Source organism: Polyangium sp. y55x31 (genome assembly GCF_029946505.1).
GTDB lineage: Bacteria > Myxococcota_A > Polyangia > Polyangiales > Polyangiaceae > Polyangium.
Genome location: NZ_JARZHG010000006.1, coordinates 277,468 through 294,137, shown reverse-complemented (window position 1 = coordinate 294,137; position 16,670 = coordinate 277,468). Strand labels below are relative to the sequence as shown.

Below are 16,670 nucleotides of genomic sequence, written 5' to 3'. Positions count from 1 at the left end.
TGGCATCGACGAAGCAGCGGGCCTTGCGAAGACGCGGCGCCCCTCGACTACCCGGGATCTTTTCCTAAGCTGGCCTTCTCCACGTCGCAACCCGTTTCACCCGCCAACCGGCTGACGCGATCCCTGATGCTTTGATCTCCAACCGATGAGCTCCGCTCGGCTGCTCGTCGTCAAGGCACCTTGGGGTGCAGGACGGCGATCGCGTCGAGATCGAAGCCTGCGTTCGGCGCCGCGCCGATGCCCTGGAGATCCCGGATGCGGACGAACCGTGCCTCGCTCACCCCGAGCTCCGCGAGGTCGAACGTGTCACCGCCGGAGACGCTGGGATCGAGGGAGGAGACGCCCAGATCGCCGTTCGCGAACACCGGCGAATACCCGGCGCATCCCGCGGGCGGCTTCGCTTCTTCCGCGCAAGGGAACACGTGCCAGGTCTCCCCGTCGGCGCTCACCGAGACCTCGGCGAGCTCCGCGTACACGTTGTTCGGATCGTCCGACACGTAGAACGGATTCTCGAACACCACGAAGTCCGGGCCTTCTCCGTCGACGATCGCATTGCCCCCGAAGCCGAGCACGATCGCGCCGCCTCGGCCGAGCGAGAGCACGTCGAGCCCGCCCGACGTCGAGCCGTTTCCGAGCGGCTCGCCGTAGATGACCTCGGGGAACCGATCCGCCCCGAAGCCCGCGTCATCGCCGGGCTCGAACGCGACCACGCAGGACGCCATTCGGGTCGGCGCGGCGTCCGCGGAGCAGCCGTACGGCTCGTCCGTGGTGCCCGTCGAGCTCGCGGGCTCCTCACTCCCACACCCCACGCCGGCGAGGCCCAGCGCGCCCAGGAAGACAGCCACGACGCGATGCACGGCCCCTCGATACCAGGCCGCAGAGGCCGTGCAAAGGGGACCGTCGCCGCGGCCCGAGATCCATACTAGAAAACGATCGTGCTTCGTCGCGCGCCTTTCCCCCGACCCTCCGCCGCCGCCGTCGACAAGGCGCGGCGCCTGCTCGATCACGCCCTCGGGCCCTCGAAGGTGATCACCTCGCCCGACGCCTGCGAGGCTTACGCGGGCGACGAGTCCGATCAGGAGCCCGTGATCCCCGACGCGGTCGTCGTCGCCGAGACGTCGGACGACATTCTTCGCGCGCTCGCGGCCGCGAGCGAAGCCGAGGTCCCGATCGTCCCGCGCGGCGCGGGCAGCGGCAAATCGGGCGGCGCGGTGCCCGTCGGCGGCGGCATCGTCGTCACCACGCTCGGCATGCGAAGCATCAAGGAGATCGATCGCGAGGAGCTCGTCGCGGTCGTCGAGCCGGGCGTCATCCTCGGCGACTTCCACGCCGCCGTCGAGGCCGAGGGCCTTTTTTATCCGCCCGATCCGAACTCGCTCAAGATGTGCGCCCTCGGCGGCAACCTCGCCGAGAACGCGGGCGGCCCGCGCGCCTTCAAGTACGGCGTCACGCGCGAGTACGTGCTCGGCCTCGAAGCGCTGCTCGTCGATGGAACGCGCCTCCGCACCGGCCGCCGCACGGTCAAGGGCGTCACGGGCTACGACGTCACGAGCCTTCTCGTCGGCAGCGAGGGCACGCTCGCCGTCTTCACGGAGGCCACGCTCCAGCTCATCCCGAAGCCCCCGAGCGTCGCCACGCTCCTCGGCCTCTTCGACACCGCGCTCGCCTCCGGCCGCGCCGTCTCCGCCATCATCGCGGCCGGCCTCGTCCCGCGTTGCCTCGAGCTCCTCGACGCCGGCGCGCTCTCTGCCGTCCGCGCCCGCGGCGTCCCTGTCGATGAACGCGCCGGCGCGCTCCTCCTCATCGAGGTCGACGGCGATCCCGCCTCGTGCGAGGCCGCGATGGAGCGCATAGGCGAAGCTTGTGTCGCCGAGGGCGCGCTCGACGTCCTCGTCGCGCAGGACGCCGCGCAACGCGAGCGCCTCTGGGAAGCGCGCCGCGCCCTCTCTCCGGCGACCCGCGCGATGGCCCGCTACAAGATCTCCGAGGACGTCGTCGTCCCTCGCACGCGCCTGCCCGACCTCCTCCGCGAGATCGACGGCATCAGCGAGGAGACCTCGATCCGCATGCTCTCCTACGGCCACGCGGGCGACGGCAACCTCCACGTGAACTTCCTCTGGGACGATCCCGACGCCGGCCCGCGCGTCGAACGTGGACTCGATCGCCTCTTCCGCGCGGTCGTTTCCATGCGCGGCACGCTCACGGGCGAGCATGGAATCGGCACCTCCAAGGCCGAGTACCTCCCGCTCGAACAGGGCCCGGAGCTCATCGAGCTGCAGCGCCGCTTGAAGGCCGTCTTCGATCCGAAGAACCTCCTGAACCCCCACAAGATCTTCCCCCGCCGCGGGCACGGGGTCTGCTAGAACGCCCCGCGTGCGTGTCCTCGGCATCGATCCTGGCAGCCGTCACCTCGGGTGGGGCGTGCTCGAGCGCGTCGGCACGCGGGTCGAGCATGTCGCCCACGGCGTCATCGACGTCGACCTCGACGGAACCTTCGCCGACCGCCTCGTCGACATCGACGACCGCCTCGGCGAGGTGATCGCGCAGCACGCGCCCTCGCACGGCGCGGTCGAAAGCATCTTCTTCTCAAAGGACGCGCAGAGCGCGGCCAAGCTCGGCCATGCGCGCGGCGTCGTCCTGCTCCGGCTCGCCCGCGCGTCCGTCCAGACGTTCGAGTACCCGCCTGCGCTCGTGAAGCGCACCGTCGCGGGCAAGGGCGCGGCGGACAAGCGGCAGGTGGCCATGGTCGTGACGGCCATCCTCCGGCTCGGCACGCCGCCCCGGTCGGACGCCGCCGACGCCTTGGCCATCGCGCTCACGCACTGCAACGTCGTTGGTTTCCAGACGGCCCTTGCTGCCTCCGCGCCCGCCCGCCCGGCGAGGCGCCGCGCGAACGTCCCGTGATCTTGCATCGCCTCGGGGCGCCCTGCGTCCAACCCCGCGGCACCCTCGGTCCGGCCAACTACGCGGAACAGGAAGAAAATGATGCGTAAGGTAAGGTTTCTCTCGATCCCCTCCCTCCTCGCGGCATGCGCCGTGGTCCCTGCTCTGCTGCTCTGCTCGACCGACGGCTACAGCCAGGCCGCCGCGCCCGCGGCTCCTGCTGCGGCGCCTGCGAAGGGCCCTTCGGCCGAGGAGATCGGCCGCCGCGTCCAGCAGTTCTACGACTCCACGAAGACCTTCAAGGCCACGTTCGCGCAGACCTATACGATCAAGGTCCAGAACGTGAAGAAGGAGTCGAAGGGCACGGTCACCTTCGAGAAACCCGGCAAGATGAGCTGGGTGTACGACGCGCCGAACGGCAACCGCGTCGTGTCCGACGGCAAGGTGATCCGCGTCTACGAGAAAGAAAACGAGCAGATGTTCGAGACGCCGGTCAAAAACTCGCAATACCCGGCGGCGCTCGCGTTCCTCATGGGCACGGGGCAGCTCGTGAAGGATTTCAACCTCAAGCTCCTCGACGCCGCGCAGATGAAGTTCGAGGGCGGATACGTGCTCGAGGGCACGCCGAAAGACGCGACGCCCGCCTACCAGAAGGTTCTCCTTTACGTCGACGCGCAGACGAACCAGGTGCGCCGCGTGCTCATCCTCGACGCGCAGGGCAACAAAAACCGCTTCGACTTCAGCGCCCCCGTCGTCAACCAGCCCGTCCCCAAGGGCGAGTTCGACTTCACGCCGCCGCCTGGTACGCGTGTCGTCAAGCCTTGAGTGAGTCCACCGGAAACGATGCAACCGGACGGAAAGTCTGGTACATCGACAGTTGCTTGGAGGTGCGATGAACGCGCATAGCTGGATGGGTCGCGGGATGCTTTCGGTCGCCTTTGCGCTGCTCTTCGCGGCGTGTGGCGGCCCGCTCGAATACATGGCCAAGGGCACGCCGCGCGCGCCCGACGCCGACGCGAAGATCGTGGCCGAGGTCAACAGCAGCACGGTTCTGACCACCGTGAGCATCGAGGCGGAGCACCTCGCCCCGCCCGATCGGCTCATGCCGGGCGCCACGGCGTACGTCGTGTGGGCCCGCAAGGACTCGAGCAGCCAGTGGCAGCGCATCGGGTCGCTCGCGTACAACACGGACAAGCGCACGGGCTCTTTGCCCGCGGCGACCGTGCCGCTCACGAGCTTCGAGCTCATCGTGAGCGCCGAGCAACAGAACGCTCCGACCTCGCCTTCGCCGCACGTCGTGATCCAGCAGAAGGTCGCCGACTGACCTCGCGCTCGCGGCGGCACAGACGGTAGGATGAGCGAACGCCCGGCCCTCGCGTCGGGCGTTTCGCCATGAACAACCCCTACGGACCGCCGCCCGGGCCCTACGGCCACGCTCCTTACCCGCAGCAGCAGCGACCAGCGCACTCCGGCCAGCCGCCGTACACGCCGCAGGGCTACGGCCCGCCGCAGCTCCCCGTGACCGTGGCGCCCGACCCGGACAAGCGCCGCCGCGCCGCGGGGCTCGCGATCTGGATCCTCGGGATGATCGCCGGCGTCGTGCTGAACTTCCTCTTCACGCTGGCGGAGATTTTCCTGTCGAAGGCGCCGGGGCGCATGATGTCGGCGGTCCTGACGGGCTCGCTCTTCGCGTTCCTGCCGCTCGGCTTCTACCTGTTCGTGCCCATGGTGCTCGATCGGTACGATCCCGAGCCGTGGTGGTGCCTCGCGATGGCGTTCCTCTGGGGCGCGGTCGTGGCGACGGGCTTCGCCGGGATGATCAACACGGGCGTGCACATTGCGTTCGCGGGCCTGTTCGGGCCCGCCGTCGGCAATTTCGTGACGACCGTCGTGAGCGCGCCGCTCTCGGAAGAGTTCTTCAAAGGGCTCGCCATCCTGGGCTTTTTCTATTTCCTGAGGCGCGAGTTCGACGGCGTCGTCGACGGCATCATCTACGCGACGTTCTGCGCGCTCGGGTTCGCGGCGGTCGAGAACGTGAGTTATTACGCCCGCGCGGACATGGCCGATCAGCTCGGCACGACGTTCTTCATCCGCGGCGTCCTCGCGCCGTGGGGGCATCCGCTCTACACGTCGATGACCGGCATCGGGTTCGGCATCGCGCGTGAGTCGAGCAGGACGTGGGTGCGGTGGCTCGCGCCGATCGGCGGGTTTTTCGCGGGCGTCTTCCTGCACGCGCTCTGGAACTTCGTGCCCACGGTCATCCCCGACGCGTTCGTCGTCATGCTGCTCTTCTGGTTGCTCTTCGTGGCGATGTTCTTCTGCATCATCATCGCCCTCGTCGTCCGCAAGGGCCGCACGATCCGCCAATACCTCCGCGACGAGGTGCTGATCGGCAACCTGACGAACGAGGAGCTCGAGCTCGTCTGCTCGCCCGTCGGCCGCATCCAGTGCACGTTCTCGTGGCGCGGCGCCGAGGGGCGCGCGTTCATCCGCGCGGCGTCTCGGCTCGCGCTCAGCAAGTGGCACACCGCGCGCGCCATGAAGGGGCAGAAGCGCACCATCAGCGCCGATTTCATCGCCCCGCTCCGCCGCGAGGTCGCTACCTTGCGCGCCGCGCTCCTCGCCAAAGCTCCCCGCTGAAAAGCCCTCGACACCTGGCATTCACGAATTCGTCACGCGCGGACCGGCCCTCGCCGTTTCGACACGTCGCATTCACGAATTCGTCACGCGCGCCGCATTTTCCCGCCAACCTGCAACACGGGCTTCATCGGGTCGTAACAGGAAGGGGATAAACACGGGTGCGATGGCACGCATCCTGGTCGTCGAGGACGAGCCCGCGATCCTCAAGGTGCTCGATTACAATTTTCGGCAGGCGGGGCACGAGGTGCTGCTCGCGGCGCGCGGCGAGGAGGGAATCCGGCTCGCGCGTGAGCGGCGCCCGGACGTCATCCTGCTCGATATGATGCTCCCCGACATCCAGGGCACCGAGGTCTGCCGGAGCCTGCAGCAAAGCGAGGAGACCCGCGAGACGCCCGTCGTCATCGTGTCGGCGCGGGGCGACGAGGTCGATCGCGTCGTCGGCTTCGAGCTCGGCGCCGTCGATTACGTGGTCAAGCCCTTCAGCGTGCGCGAGCTCCTCCTCCGGGTGCAGGCGATCCTGCGGCGCGTGAAGGCGCGGACGAACGAGCGGCGCGTCCTCCAGTTTGGCCGGCTGCGTATCGACGACGAGGCGCACCGGGTGTGGGTCGACGGCGTCGAGATCGAGCTCACGTTGCTCGAGTTCAAGCTCCTGCTCGCCCTTTACGAGAATCGCGAGCGCGTCCAGACGCGCGGCGCGCTGCTCGAAGGGGTCTGGGGCATGGACGTCGATATCACGACCCGCACGGTGGACACGCACGTGAAGCGGCTGCGCGACAAGCTGGGGCCTGCCGGCGACTATGTGCAGACGGTGCGGGGGATCGGGTACCGATTCGGTGGTTCTCCCGATCTGCCCGGCTCGCACCCCGATTGAAAAATGCGTCATGAGGGGCGCACGTGATCGTTTCGCGACGTTCACGAGGTTGTCACGAACGATCGTCAAGGTGGGGGCCGAAGGAAGACGGCAATGGGCTTCGAGGCGTGGAGCGTCGGGGAGACGGATCCCGGGCGCGGCAAGAGGCTTTTGATCGGATACGCGACGGCGATCGCCATTTGCACGGCCGTCGGCGTCGTCGGGGCGACGATGAAATCGAGCGCGCCCGCCGTGGAAGAAGAGGAGGAGGTCGTCGCTGTCGAGCTCACGCCCACCGTGGAGCCGCCGAAACCGCCGCCTCCGCCGCCGCCCGTGGACGCGGCGCCCAAATCGCCGGAGCCGCCCGGGCCGAAGCACAAGCCGATCGCCGTGCCCGTCGAGGTGCCGACGGAAATGCCCAAGGAGGCGGATCCGAGCAAGGCGAAGGCGAGCAATGACGATTATGGAGAGGGCTCGGGCGAGGGCTCCGGCGGAACGCCCGGCGGAACGGGCACGGCGCTGGCCGCAGCCCCGCCGCCTCCCCCGCCTCCGCCGCCCCCGCCGCCTCCGCCTCCGCCCAAAGCGGCGGGGCCCATCGTCCTCGGCGAGGACGGCGTCCCTCCGCAGGCGATATCGAAGCCGCAGCCTCCTTATCCCGAGGACCTGAAGAGCCAGGGGGTCGAGGGTACGGTCATCGTGCGGTTCGTCGTGACCGAATCGGGAGACGTGTCGAACGTGACCGTCGTGCGAGGGGATCCGCGGCTCGCCGCGCACGTGATCGCGACGGTGAAGACGTGGCGCTTCAAGCCGGGCATGGTCGAGGGGCGGCCCGTGGCCACGTATCAGAATGCAAGGTTCAATTTCAAGATAAAGACGTGAGCTTTCGCTCGGGGCGCAGGGCGACGCCGAGCGTGGAGATGGCGAACGTGGTTCGCCGAGGAGCGAAGAAATGCAATTCGATCTCGCGCACATCTGGGCGAGCATGGGCCTCGTCTCGAAGCTCATCGCTTTCGGGCTCGTGCTCATGGGGATCGCGAGCATCGCGGTCGTTGTCGAGCGGGTGATCGCGCTCGCGCGCATGAACGCCGAAACCCGGGCGTTCGTGAAGGAGGCGCAGCCGCTGCTCGATACGTGGGATACGGAGACGCTCCTCCGCGTCTCGGACCGATATCGACTCTCCGCGCTCGCCAGGCTCGTCTCCTCGGCCATGCGGCGATTCCTCCGCGCCGAGAGCGAGGACGCGGGCAATCTGACGCCGGTCGAGCTCGCGCGGCGCGAGGTCGAGCGCAAGCGCGAGGCGCTCTCGGCGGACCTGCGGCGCGGGCTCCCGGTGCTCGCTTCCGTCGGATCGGTGGCGCCGTTCGTGGGGCTGCTCGGCACGGTCGTCGGCATCATCACGGCATTCCAGAGCATTGCGACGACGGGCTCGGGCGGGCTCGGCGCGGTGAGCGCGGGTATCGCGGAGGCGCTCATCGAGACGGCGCTCGGCCTCTCGGTGGCCATTCCGGCGGTGCTCTTCTTCAATTACCTGACGGGCAAGATCACGGCGGTCGAGGCGGCGCTCGAGCGGAGCGCGGGTGAATTGCTCGACGACATGGAGAACCAGCATGGGCGCGCCAGTGAAGAGCGGATCCTCGAAGAAGCTGCCTGAGCCGGACATCAACATCACGCCGCTCGTCGACGTGGTCCTGGTGCTGCTCATCATCTTCATGGTCATCGCACCGGAGCTCGAGCACGGCGAGCGCGTGGAGCTGCCGACCGTGATTCAGCCGGACGAGAACAAATCGAAGCTCGATCCGATCACGGTGACGCTCACGGCGCGCGGAAGCCTCTTCCTCGAAAAGGAGGTCCTCGCGGACGTGCCGGCGCTCGAGGCGCGACTTTCAGCGATGCACGGGACGGAGCCGGATCGACGGGTCGTGCTGAAGGGGGACGCGACGGTGCATTACGCGAAGATGCGTGACGCGTTCGCCGCCTGCCAGCGCGCCGGATACACGGGCGTCGCGCTCAGCGTGAGCCAAAAAGGCAAGGGCGCGGGGGAGGAGAGCTAGCCATGGCGATGAACGTCTCCTCGGGCGGGAAAAAGGGCGCCATCGCGCCGGCGATGAACGTCACGCCGCTCGTCGACGTGGTCCTCGTGCTGCTCATCATCTTCATGGTGGTGACGCCGCTCTTGAACAAGCAGCTATGGCTGAACCTGCCGAAGAAGGACGAGGACGCGAAGAACGAGCCGCCGCCGCCGGACGCGGACAAACCCGTGGTGCTCACGGTGGACGCGAAGGGCGCGATCCGCATCAACCAGACCGAGGTCTCGCGCGCCGAGCTGCGAGATCGGCTCGACCGGATCTTCGCGGCGCGCGCCGACAAGCTCCTCTACTTCGACGCGGCCGACGACGCTCCATACGGGATCACCGTCGAGGTGATGGATATCGCGAAGAGGGGCGGGGCCAAGGGCATTGCAATCTTGACCGAGAAGCTCGGCGGCTGATTCCCCCATGCGAAAAAACATTGCGACACTGGCGTCGGCGCTGACGCTCATCTTTCCGGCGCTCGCGCTTGCACAAGAGGCGAGCGACGAGGCGCTGAACGGCGAGGAGGAGGTTCCGTCCCGCCCCGCGCCCGCCGGAAAAGGCGTCATCTGGGGCGTCGTCACGGATGCGAAGACGAAAGAGCCCGTGATCGACGCGCAGGTCTCGGTCGTCGGGACGAACAAGAAGGTCATCGCGGATTTCGACGGTCGATATCGGCTGGAGCTCGGGCCGGGCACGTACGAATTGCGCGTCTTTTATCAGCTCTACAAGGCGCAACGCGTGCAGAACGTGCGCGTGACGGCCGGCGCGGTCGAGAAGGTCGACGTCGCGCTGTCGACGGAGGAGAGCAAGCAGGAGATCGTGGTCGAGATCGAGGCGGACCCGGACCGGGCCTCGGCCGCGGCGCAGACGCTCCTCCGGAAGAACGCGGCGCACACGGGCGACGCGGTGAGCGCGCAGGAGATCGCGCGGACGCCCGATCGCAATGCGGCGGACGCGGCGCGGCGCGTGGTCGGCGCGTCGGTCGTCGGGCAAAGGTACGTGTACGTGCGCGGCCTCGGCGATAGGTACACGAATGCGCTCTTGAATGGCGTGCCGCTGCCGAGCCCCGAGCCGGATCGGCAGGCCGTGCCGTTTGATCTGTTCCCCACGACCGTCCTCAGCGATCTGACGATCGTGAAGACGTTCACGCCCGATATGCCCGGCGATTTCACGGGCGGATCGGTGCGCGTCTCGACGCGCGAGCTGCCCGAGAAGTTCACGATCAGCGGCACGTTTTACCTCGGGGTCAACACGGAGACCACGTTCCGCGATCGGCTCACGTATGCAGGCGGCGGGACCGATTTCCTCGGCATCGACGACGGGACGCGGGCGCTGCCGTCCGGCTTCCCCACCGATTACAAGGCCGCGAAGGGCGCCGAGAAGCCGGACGGCTCGCTCGTCTCCACGCGCGAGGTCGACGAGCTCGGCCGGGCGCTCAATCGTCCGATGACGACGACGCGCACGATCGCGTTGCCGAACATGAGCGGCAACATTACGGTTGGAAGTACGCACAGGCTCGGCTCGGACCACGAGCTCGGGTACATGGCGGCGCTGACGTACGGGCGGCGGTTCCAGATCCGGCAGGGCGAGATCCTCCGGACGCTCACGATCGATCCCAACGTATCGGACGATCTGAGGCCGCAGAACGATTACCGCGTGGATACGGGGCTCGATGTCGTCTCGTGGGGCGGATTCGCGGGGCTCACGTACAGGTATGCGAGGGACCACAAGGTCGCGCTCATCGGCCTGCACAGCCGCTCCTCGGAGAACGAGGCGCGCGAGATCTCGGGGCTCAGCGAGGAGGGCGGGCCGGGGCGCACGTTCTACGACACGCGCCTGCGCTTCGTGAGCCGAGCGCTCACGTTCGGCCAGATCGCCGGCGAGCACAAGCTTCGCAAAGCGAATGACGCGACGCTCGAATGGAACCTGACGACCTCCCTCGCGACGAGCGACGAGCCGGGCACGCGCGAGAACGTGTATCTCGAGGACGCGGGGCGCAAGGCGTGGCAGAGCACGACGCTCTCCGGCCTGCATTTTTATGCGAACCAGTCGGAGACCGCCCTCGGCGGCGCCGTGCATTACACGCAGCCCATCGTGAAGGGCGACGCGCCGACGCGGGTGAAGGTGGGCGCGCTCGTGCAGGCCCGGGATCGCGCCTTCGACGCGCGTCGCCTGCGGTACATTCCGACGGCGAAGACGCCCGAGGAGGCCGAGGCTTATTCGCTCCCCGCCGATCAGCTCTTCACGAACGACTACATCGGTCGCGTGTTCACGCTCGACGAGTACACGCGGCCGAGCGATTCCTACGATGCCTCGCAGCGGGTCGTCTCGGGTTATTTCATGACGGACACCTCGATCCGGCCATGGATGCGCGTCGTGCTCGGCGCGCGGCTCGAGGCGTCGTCGCAAAAGCTCGATACGTTCGATTCGTCGACGGGTTTGCCCCGGCAGGTCGAGCTCTCCACGACGGACCTGCTCCCCTCGCTCGGGCTCGTCTTCAAGACGAACGAGCGCTCGAACCTGCGCGCCTCCGTGACGCGCACGGTTGCACGCCCGCAGCTCCGCGAGCTTGCGCCGTTCTCGTTCACCGATTACTTCGGCGCCCGCGAGATCCAGGGCAACCCCGATCTCGACCGCACCACGATCGTGAACGCGGACCTCCGCTTCGAGTTTTTCCCGACGCTCGCCGAGGTCGCGGCCATCAGCGTGTTCTACAAGGATTTCACGAAGCCGATCGAGCAGATCATCATCCCGTCGAACCGCGGCATCGTGTCGTACCAGAACGCGAAGGGGGCGCAGAATGCCGGCATCGAGCTCGAGCTGCGGAAAAACCTCGGCTTCGTGACCCCGGTCCTCGCGGACCTCGGCGTGCTCGCGAACCTGACGCTCGTGCATTCGCGCGTCTCGCTCGACGACGAAGGGACGAGCGTGCAGACGAACAACGTGCGCCCGCTCGCGGGGCAATCGCCCTACGTGGTGAACGCGGGGCTCGATTACGCCAGCGACAAGTACGGCACGCGGTTGCGCGTGCTCTACAACGTCTATGGCCGGCGCATCGCGCAGGTGGGCTCGCTCGGATTGCCCGACGTCTACGAGCAGCCGCGCCACCTTCTCGACGTGACGGTCGCGCAGCGCATCGGCAAATACGTGGACCTGAAGCTCGCGGCCGAGAACCTCCTGCTCGCGCCGGTCGCGTTCACCCAGGGGCCGAGCCGCGCTTCGATCCCGAGCTCCACGGTCGCCGATTTGACCAACGTCGTGCAGCAATACCAGCCCGGCGCGACCTTCACCTTGAGCGCCACCATCCAGAATTGACGGGTTGTCGCGAAATCGTTACGCGCGCCCTGCAATGACGTCACGCGGCATCACCAGAATGCGCGGGCGGAGGAATCAAAGGCCATGCGATCGAAGGTATTGCTTGCGACGAGCGCGCTCTTTGCGGCCAGTCTGATCGGCTGCGGCGGGGACGATAACGGACAAACCCCGGCGCCTCCCGCGAAGAGCAACGAGATCCCGACGAGCATCTCGTCCGATCTGACGTTGACGTCCGACCAGGACTGGATCTTGAAAGGAATCGTGCACGTGCGCGCAGGCGCGACGCTCACGATCGAGCCGGGCACCACGATCAAGGGCGACAAGTCCACGCTCGGCACGCTGGTCGTCGATCCGGGCGCTCGTATCCATGCCGAGGGCACGAAGGACGAGCCCATCGTGTTCACGAGCCGCGCCGAGCCCGGCGATCGCGCCGCCGGTGATTGGGGCGGCGTCATTCTGCTCGGCAAGGCGCCGATCAATGTGCCCGGCGGAAAAGCGAACGTCGAGGGAATCGAGGCGACCGCGGAGACGGAGTATGGCGGTGACAATCCGGCCGATGACAGCGGCGTGCTGAAGTACGTCCGGATCGAGTTCGGCGGAATTCTCCTTTCGACGGACAACGAGATCAACGGCCTCACGCTCGCCGGCGTCGGCAGCGGGACGACCATCGATTACGTCCAGGTCCGCTACACGCTCGACGATTGCTTCGAATTTTTCGGCGGCACGGTGAACGCGAAGCACCTGGTCTGCACGTACAACCAGGACGACGGGATCGACTGGGATCTCGGGTACACCGGAAAACTCCAGTTCGTCGTGGTCCAGCAGGATCCGGCCGCGGTGGACGACACGAACGGCTTCGAGGGCGACAACGACGCGATGGGCACGACGAACGCGCCGCTCTCGGAGCCCACGATCTACAACGCGACGCTCGTCGGCAAGAACGTGGACGTCGACAAGCAGCAGTACGCGATGCTCCTGCGCCGCGCGACGAAGGCGAGCCTGTTCAACATCGTCGCCACGGGCTTCGAGGCCGGCGTCGATGTCCGCGACGCGGCGACTTCGGTGAAGCTCGAAGGGTCCATCTTCCACGGAAATCTCGCGCAAAACGTCGCGTACGTGGAGACGCCCGAAGGCGAAGGTTCCGAGAAGGACGACGACATGGGCTTCGACGAGGTCAAGTGGTTCGAGGACGGCGGCAACGTCGAGGTCGACCCGCTGCTCGTCGCTCCCTACGATCGCGAAGCGCCCGATTTTCGGCCGAAAGCGACGCTCACGACGGGCGCAGCGAAGCCGCCGAGCGACGGCTTCTTCGACACGAAGGCGAGCTACGTGGGCGCGTTCTCGCAGGACGACACGTGGCTCGACGGCGCCTGGATCTCGTTCTCGCCGAACTAGCCGAAAAAGCTCCGAAGAGTCCGCCCGCCAAACCGCGCGGGCCGCGCGGGCTCTGCGTGATCGCGTCGTGGATCGCTCTTTGCGTGCGCGCCCCCGAGTGCGTTCGGCGATCATGAAGTGGCGCGCCCTCGCCCGAGGGCGCGCGCCAATGGGACATGCTGGCAAGCCCTCTGGGCGCGTGGTGCACAGCGAGCAGCGCCTCCGCGTCGAGGTGGCCGGGCTCTTTGGAGAGCCCTTGCGCGCGAGGCGGATCGAGCGCGCCCTGGGCGCGTTGCCAGGTGTGGTCGAGGCGCGAGCAAACGAGCATACCGGCACGGTGCTCTGCGTGCTCGCGCCGGACGCGGAGACGACACGCGCGGACGTGCTCGCGATCCTCGCGGAGCACGAGGACTCACAGGGGCCGCCGCCGCCCTCGCTGTCGCGGATCGCCGAGAACGCGGCCGCCTCCGTGCACGACCTGCTCCGCACCTACAAGACGAACGGCCGCGACGAGAACGAGGAGGACACAACGCCGGCGACGCCGTGGCACGCGCGCTCGATCGACGAGCTCACGCAGGCGTTCTCGGTGGATCTGCGGACCGGCCTCTCGGCAGCCGAGGCGCACCGGATCCTGCGGGAGGTTGGTCCGAACGTGCTCGCGGGCGTCGCGCCGCGCACGTCGCTCGAGATTCTCGCGGGCCAGGTCTTCACGGTGCCGACGGCGCTGCTCGCAGGCGCCGCGGGCCTGTCCGTGCTGCTCGGCGATCTGCTCGAGGCAGGCGCGATCCTGCTCGTCGTGGGCTCGAACGTGGTCGTCGGATATTTCACGGAGTCACGCGCGGAGGAGCTGCTCGACGCATGGAGCAAGTTCCGCGTGGAGTGGGCGCGCGTGCTGCGCGACGGCGTGGAGACGACCGTCGCGGCGAGCGAGGTCGTTCCGGGAGACGTGCTCTGCGTGCGCGCCGGCGACGCGATCGCGGCGGACGCGCGGATCGTGCAGGCCTCGGATCTGTCGGTCGACGAGAGCACGCTGACGGGCGAGAGCGAGCCCGCGGAGAAGGCGACGGCCGCGGTGGCCGAGGGCGCGCCGCTCGCGGATCGCGACGACATGCTCTACACGGGCACGGTCGTGGCGACGGGGAGCGCGCGCGCGATCGTCGTGGCCACGGGCAGGGCCACGGAGCTCGGCGCGATCCAGCGCGCGCTTTCGCATACGGCCGATCGCGCGGCTCCGCTCGAGCAGCAGCTCGATCAGCTCGGGCGCAGGGTGGCGACGCTCGCGTTCGGCAGTTCGATCGCGGTGACGGCGCTTGGTCTCTTGCGCGGTCAGCCGCTCGCGGCGCTCGCGCGCTCGGCCGTGGCGCTCGGCGTGGCGGCGATCCCCGAGGGGTTCCCCGCGGTCGGGACGACGGCGCTCGCGCTCGCGAGCCAGCGGCTCAACCGCAAGGGCATCGTGATCCGCAGGCTCGCGGCGGCCGAGACGCTCGGCGCGGTGAGCGTGGTTTGCGCGGACAAGACGGGGACGCTCACCGAGAACCGCATGCGCGTCGCCGAGGTGTTCCTGCCGGGCGAAGGGCTCGTGCGGGTCGAGTACGGCGCGACGTCGGTCGAGAACGGGGCGCCTCCGTCGCTCGGGCTGATCGGCGAAGATGGCCGGTGCGTGCCGGTGTCGTCGCTGCGCGAGATCGGGCGCATCGCGGCGCTGAACGCGGACGTGGAGCTCGACGAGCGTGACGAGATCACGAGCGGCAGCGGCACGGAGCGCGCGCTCGTCGAGTTCGCGATGGCGATCGGCTATCCGGTGCGGCGCCGAAGGGGCGCGGCGAAGCGGGTGCGCGAGGAGCGTCGCAGCGCGGAGCGGCCGTTCATGGTGACGGTGCACGAGCACCCGGATCTCGGTCGGATCGAGCTCGTGAAGGGCGCGCCCGAGCCGGTGATCGAGCGCGCGAGCGTGGACCCCGAAGGGCGCGCGCGGCTCCTCGCGATGAACGACGCGATGGCGTCGCGTGGCCTGCGCGTGCTCGCGCTCGCGTGGCGGAAGGACGGCGATGAGACGAAGAGCCACGAAGCGCCGCTCGTGCTCGCGGGCCTCGTGGGGATGCGTGATCCGCCGCGGCGCGGGGTGCGCGAGGCGCTCGCGGTGCTGGCGGGCGCGGGCGTGCGGACGATGATGCTGACGGGCGATCAGGCGCGGACCGCGCAAGCGATCGGCGCCGAGCTCGGGATCGGCGCGGCCGATGTCTACAGCCGCGTGACACCCGAGGCGAAGCTCGACGTCGTGCGCGAGCTGCAGGACGGCGGCGCGATCGTGGCGATGACGGGCGACGGCGTGAACGACGGGCCGGCGCTCAAGGCCGCAGACGTCGGCGTGGCCATGGGCGAGCGCGGGACGGACATCGCGCGCGCGGTCGCCGACGTGGTGCTCGCGCACGACGATCTCGGCAGCCTCGCGGACGCGGTGAGCGAAGGCCGGAGGCTCTACGACAACGTGCGGCGCGCGATCGAGTACCTCGTCGCGACGAACGCGAGCGAGGTGATGGTCATGCTCGCCGGTTCGGTCGTCGGCGCCGAGCCGCTCGGCCCGCTCCAGCTCCTCTGGATCAACATGCTGACGGACGTCGCGCCCGCGCTCGCGCTGGCGATCGAGCCTGCGGACGCGGACGTGATGCGCAGGCCGCCGCGGGATCCGCAGGCGCCGCTGTTCGGGCAGGAGCGTGGAAAGAAGCTCGCGCGCGAGGCTTCGAAGATGGCGGCGGTCTCGCTCGCCGCCTATGGAATCGGAGCCCTCGGGCCCGGCGCGAACGTGTCGCGGGCCCGCACGATGTCGTTCGCGTCGCTCGTCGTGGCGCAGCTCCTTCACGCGCGGTCGTGTCGATCGAGCGGCTCGCTGCCGAACCCGGAGCTCGAGCGCGCGCTCGTGGTGAGCCTGGGCCTGCAGGCGGCGGCGCTCGGCCTGCCGGGCCTGCGTCGCGTGCTCGGCACGACGCCGCTCGGCCCGATCGATCTCTCGATCGCGGTCGTGCTCGGCCTGCTCCCGACGCTCGCGCGGGAAGGAAAAGCGCTGTTCAACCCGGAGGCTCCGATCGTGGTGGAGCGACGCGGCATGCCGGCGGGATCGACCCAGATCCAGGGGGCCGATCGTTACGCGCCGGGGTCCTGGGCGTCGCCGCCCGTGATGTTCGAGGAGGAGGCTCGTCGATGAAATTTCATACGCCATCGTTTGTTCTCGGCTTCGGCAGCGCGATCGTCGTGATGGGGACCGCGCGTCGGCTCAAGCCTGCAGTCGTGGAGATCGGCGCGCTCGGCCTGCACCTCGCGCGGCTCGGTCGCGCCGTCGTGGAGCGGCAGCGCGAGCACGCGGAAGACCTCTGGGCCGAGGTGGAGGAGCGCGCGCGTCACATGCGGGAGGCGCCGCGCCGCCGTCGCGCGGGCGCGACGACGGGCAACGGCAAGCACGTGCCGAGCACGGCGAACCCGCGGGCTGCGGCCGCGTAGCACGAGAGCGAAGTCGAGCGAGAGGGAAGGGGAGGAGAGAC

15 protein-coding genes are annotated in these 16,670 nt (G+C 68.7%); 14 read left to right on the top strand and 1 reads right to left on the bottom strand.

The window, feature by feature from the left end; genetic code table 11:
- Positions 1 to 170: 170 nt before the first annotated feature.
- Positions 171 to 857 carry a hypothetical protein gene (locus QHF84_RS14775; protein ID WP_281313927.1) on the bottom strand — a complete coding sequence of 229 codons (687 nt, stop codon included), beginning with the start codon at positions 855 to 857 and terminating at the stop codon, positions 171 to 173.
- 78 nt (positions 858 to 935) lie between these two features.
- Between QHF84_RS14775 and QHF84_RS14770 the strand changes: the two genes are divergently transcribed.
- The 14 genes from QHF84_RS14770 (at position 936) to QHF84_RS14705 (ending at position 16,629) form a co-directional block, all read left to right on the top strand.
- Positions 936 to 2,363: an FAD-linked oxidase C-terminal domain-containing protein gene (locus QHF84_RS14770; RefSeq protein ID WP_281313926.1), complete on the top strand. Its 1,428-nt coding sequence runs from the start codon at positions 936 to 938 to the stop codon at positions 2,361 to 2,363.
- A gap of 10 nt (positions 2,364 to 2,373) precedes the next feature.
- Complete coding sequence (gene ruvC, locus QHF84_RS14765; protein ID WP_281313925.1) at positions 2,374 to 2,904, top strand: crossover junction endodeoxyribonuclease RuvC; 531 nt, start codon at positions 2,374 to 2,376, stop codon at positions 2,902 to 2,904.
- A gap of 78 nt (positions 2,905 to 2,982) precedes the next feature.
- Positions 2,983 to 3,708 carry an outer membrane lipoprotein carrier protein LolA gene (locus tag QHF84_RS14760; protein WP_281313924.1) on the top strand — a complete coding sequence of 242 codons (726 nt, stop codon included), beginning with the start codon at positions 2,983 to 2,985 and terminating at the stop codon, positions 3,706 to 3,708.
- A 97-nt stretch (positions 3,709 to 3,805) separates the two neighbouring features.
- Positions 3,806 to 4,207, top strand: coding sequence for a hypothetical protein (locus QHF84_RS14755; RefSeq protein ID WP_281313923.1), 402 nt, complete (start codon positions 3,806 to 3,808; stop codon positions 4,205 to 4,207).
- A gap of 68 nt (positions 4,208 to 4,275) precedes the next feature.
- Entirely contained in the window at positions 4,276 to 5,523 is a 1,248-nt protein-coding gene (locus QHF84_RS14750) for a PrsW family glutamic-type intramembrane protease (RefSeq protein WP_281313922.1), read from the top strand.
- A gap of 163 nt (positions 5,524 to 5,686) precedes the next feature.
- Positions 5,687 to 6,394 (top strand): response regulator, encoded by a 708-nt coding sequence (locus tag QHF84_RS14745; RefSeq protein ID WP_281313921.1) that lies wholly within the window; start codon positions 5,687 to 5,689, stop codon positions 6,392 to 6,394.
- Positions 6,395 to 6,487: 93 nt separating this feature from the next.
- Positions 6,488 to 7,252 carry an energy transducer TonB gene (locus QHF84_RS14740; protein ID WP_281313920.1) on the top strand — a complete coding sequence of 255 codons (765 nt, stop codon included), beginning with the start codon at positions 6,488 to 6,490 and terminating at the stop codon, positions 7,250 to 7,252.
- A gap of 70 nt (positions 7,253 to 7,322) precedes the next feature.
- Positions 7,323 to 8,024, top strand: coding sequence for a MotA/TolQ/ExbB proton channel family protein (locus QHF84_RS14735; RefSeq protein WP_281313919.1), 702 nt, complete (start codon positions 7,323 to 7,325; stop codon positions 8,022 to 8,024).
- Positions 7,993 to 8,424, top strand: a complete 432-nt coding sequence (locus QHF84_RS14730) for a biopolymer transporter ExbD (protein ID WP_281313918.1) — start codon at positions 7,993 to 7,995, stop codon at positions 8,422 to 8,424. Before QHF84_RS14735 ends, QHF84_RS14730 begins: the two co-directional genes overlap by 32 nt.
- A 2-nt stretch (positions 8,425 to 8,426) precedes the next feature.
- The gene (locus QHF84_RS14725; protein ID WP_281313917.1) at positions 8,427 to 8,861 is read left to right on the top strand and encodes a biopolymer transporter ExbD; all 435 of its coding nucleotides are present in this window, start codon (positions 8,427 to 8,429) and stop codon (positions 8,859 to 8,861) included.
- 7 nt (positions 8,862 to 8,868) lie between these two features.
- Positions 8,869 to 11,760 carry a TonB-dependent receptor gene (locus tag QHF84_RS14720; protein WP_281313916.1) on the top strand — a complete coding sequence of 964 codons (2,892 nt, stop codon included), beginning with the start codon at positions 8,869 to 8,871 and terminating at the stop codon, positions 11,758 to 11,760.
- Between the two features lie 84 nt (positions 11,761 to 11,844).
- Positions 11,845 to 13,155 (top strand): hypothetical protein, encoded by a 1,311-nt coding sequence (locus QHF84_RS14715; RefSeq protein ID WP_281313915.1) that lies wholly within the window; start codon positions 11,845 to 11,847, stop codon positions 13,153 to 13,155.
- Positions 13,156 to 13,303: 148 nt separating this feature from the next.
- The gene (locus QHF84_RS14710) at positions 13,304 to 16,336 is read left to right on the top strand and encodes a cation-transporting P-type ATPase (protein ID WP_281313914.1); all 3,033 of its coding nucleotides are present in this window, start codon (positions 13,304 to 13,306) and stop codon (positions 16,334 to 16,336) included.
- Entirely contained in the window at positions 16,333 to 16,629 is a 297-nt protein-coding gene (locus QHF84_RS14705; RefSeq protein WP_281313913.1) for a hypothetical protein, read from the top strand. The genes QHF84_RS14710 and QHF84_RS14705 overlap by 4 nt, the downstream gene beginning before the upstream one ends.
- Positions 16,630 to 16,670 lie beyond the last annotated feature (41 nt).

Excerpts from the sequence above, each read along its gene's own strand:
- QHF84_RS14760 (WP_281313924.1), top strand. The coding sequence starts at position 2,983 with ATGATGCGTAAGGTAAGGTTTCTCTCGATCCCCTCCCTCCTCGCGGCA.
- QHF84_RS14755 (WP_281313923.1), top strand. The coding sequence starts at position 3,806 with ATGCTTTCGGTCGCCTTTGCGCTGCTCTTCGCGGCGTGTGGCGGCCCG.
- QHF84_RS14750 (WP_281313922.1), top strand. The coding sequence starts at position 4,276 with ATGAACAACCCCTACGGACCGCCGCCCGGGCCCTACGGCCACGCTCCT.
- QHF84_RS14745 (WP_281313921.1), top strand. The coding sequence starts at position 5,687 with ATGGCACGCATCCTGGTCGTCGAGGACGAGCCCGCGATCCTCAAGGTG.
- QHF84_RS14740 (WP_281313920.1), top strand. The coding sequence starts at position 6,488 with ATGGGCTTCGAGGCGTGGAGCGTCGGGGAGACGGATCCCGGGCGCGGC.
- QHF84_RS14735 (WP_281313919.1), top strand. The coding sequence starts at position 7,323 with ATGCAATTCGATCTCGCGCACATCTGGGCGAGCATGGGCCTCGTCTCG.
- QHF84_RS14725 (WP_281313917.1), top strand. The coding sequence starts at position 8,427 with ATGGCGATGAACGTCTCCTCGGGCGGGAAAAAGGGCGCCATCGCGCCG.
- QHF84_RS14720 (WP_281313916.1), top strand. The coding sequence starts at position 8,869 with ATGCGAAAAAACATTGCGACACTGGCGTCGGCGCTGACGCTCATCTTT.
- QHF84_RS14715 (WP_281313915.1), top strand. The coding sequence starts at position 11,845 with ATGCGATCGAAGGTATTGCTTGCGACGAGCGCGCTCTTTGCGGCCAGT.
- QHF84_RS14710 (WP_281313914.1), top strand. The coding sequence starts at position 13,304 with ATGGGACATGCTGGCAAGCCCTCTGGGCGCGTGGTGCACAGCGAGCAG.
- QHF84_RS14705 (WP_281313913.1), top strand. The coding sequence starts at position 16,333 with ATGAAATTTCATACGCCATCGTTTGTTCTCGGCTTCGGCAGCGCGATC.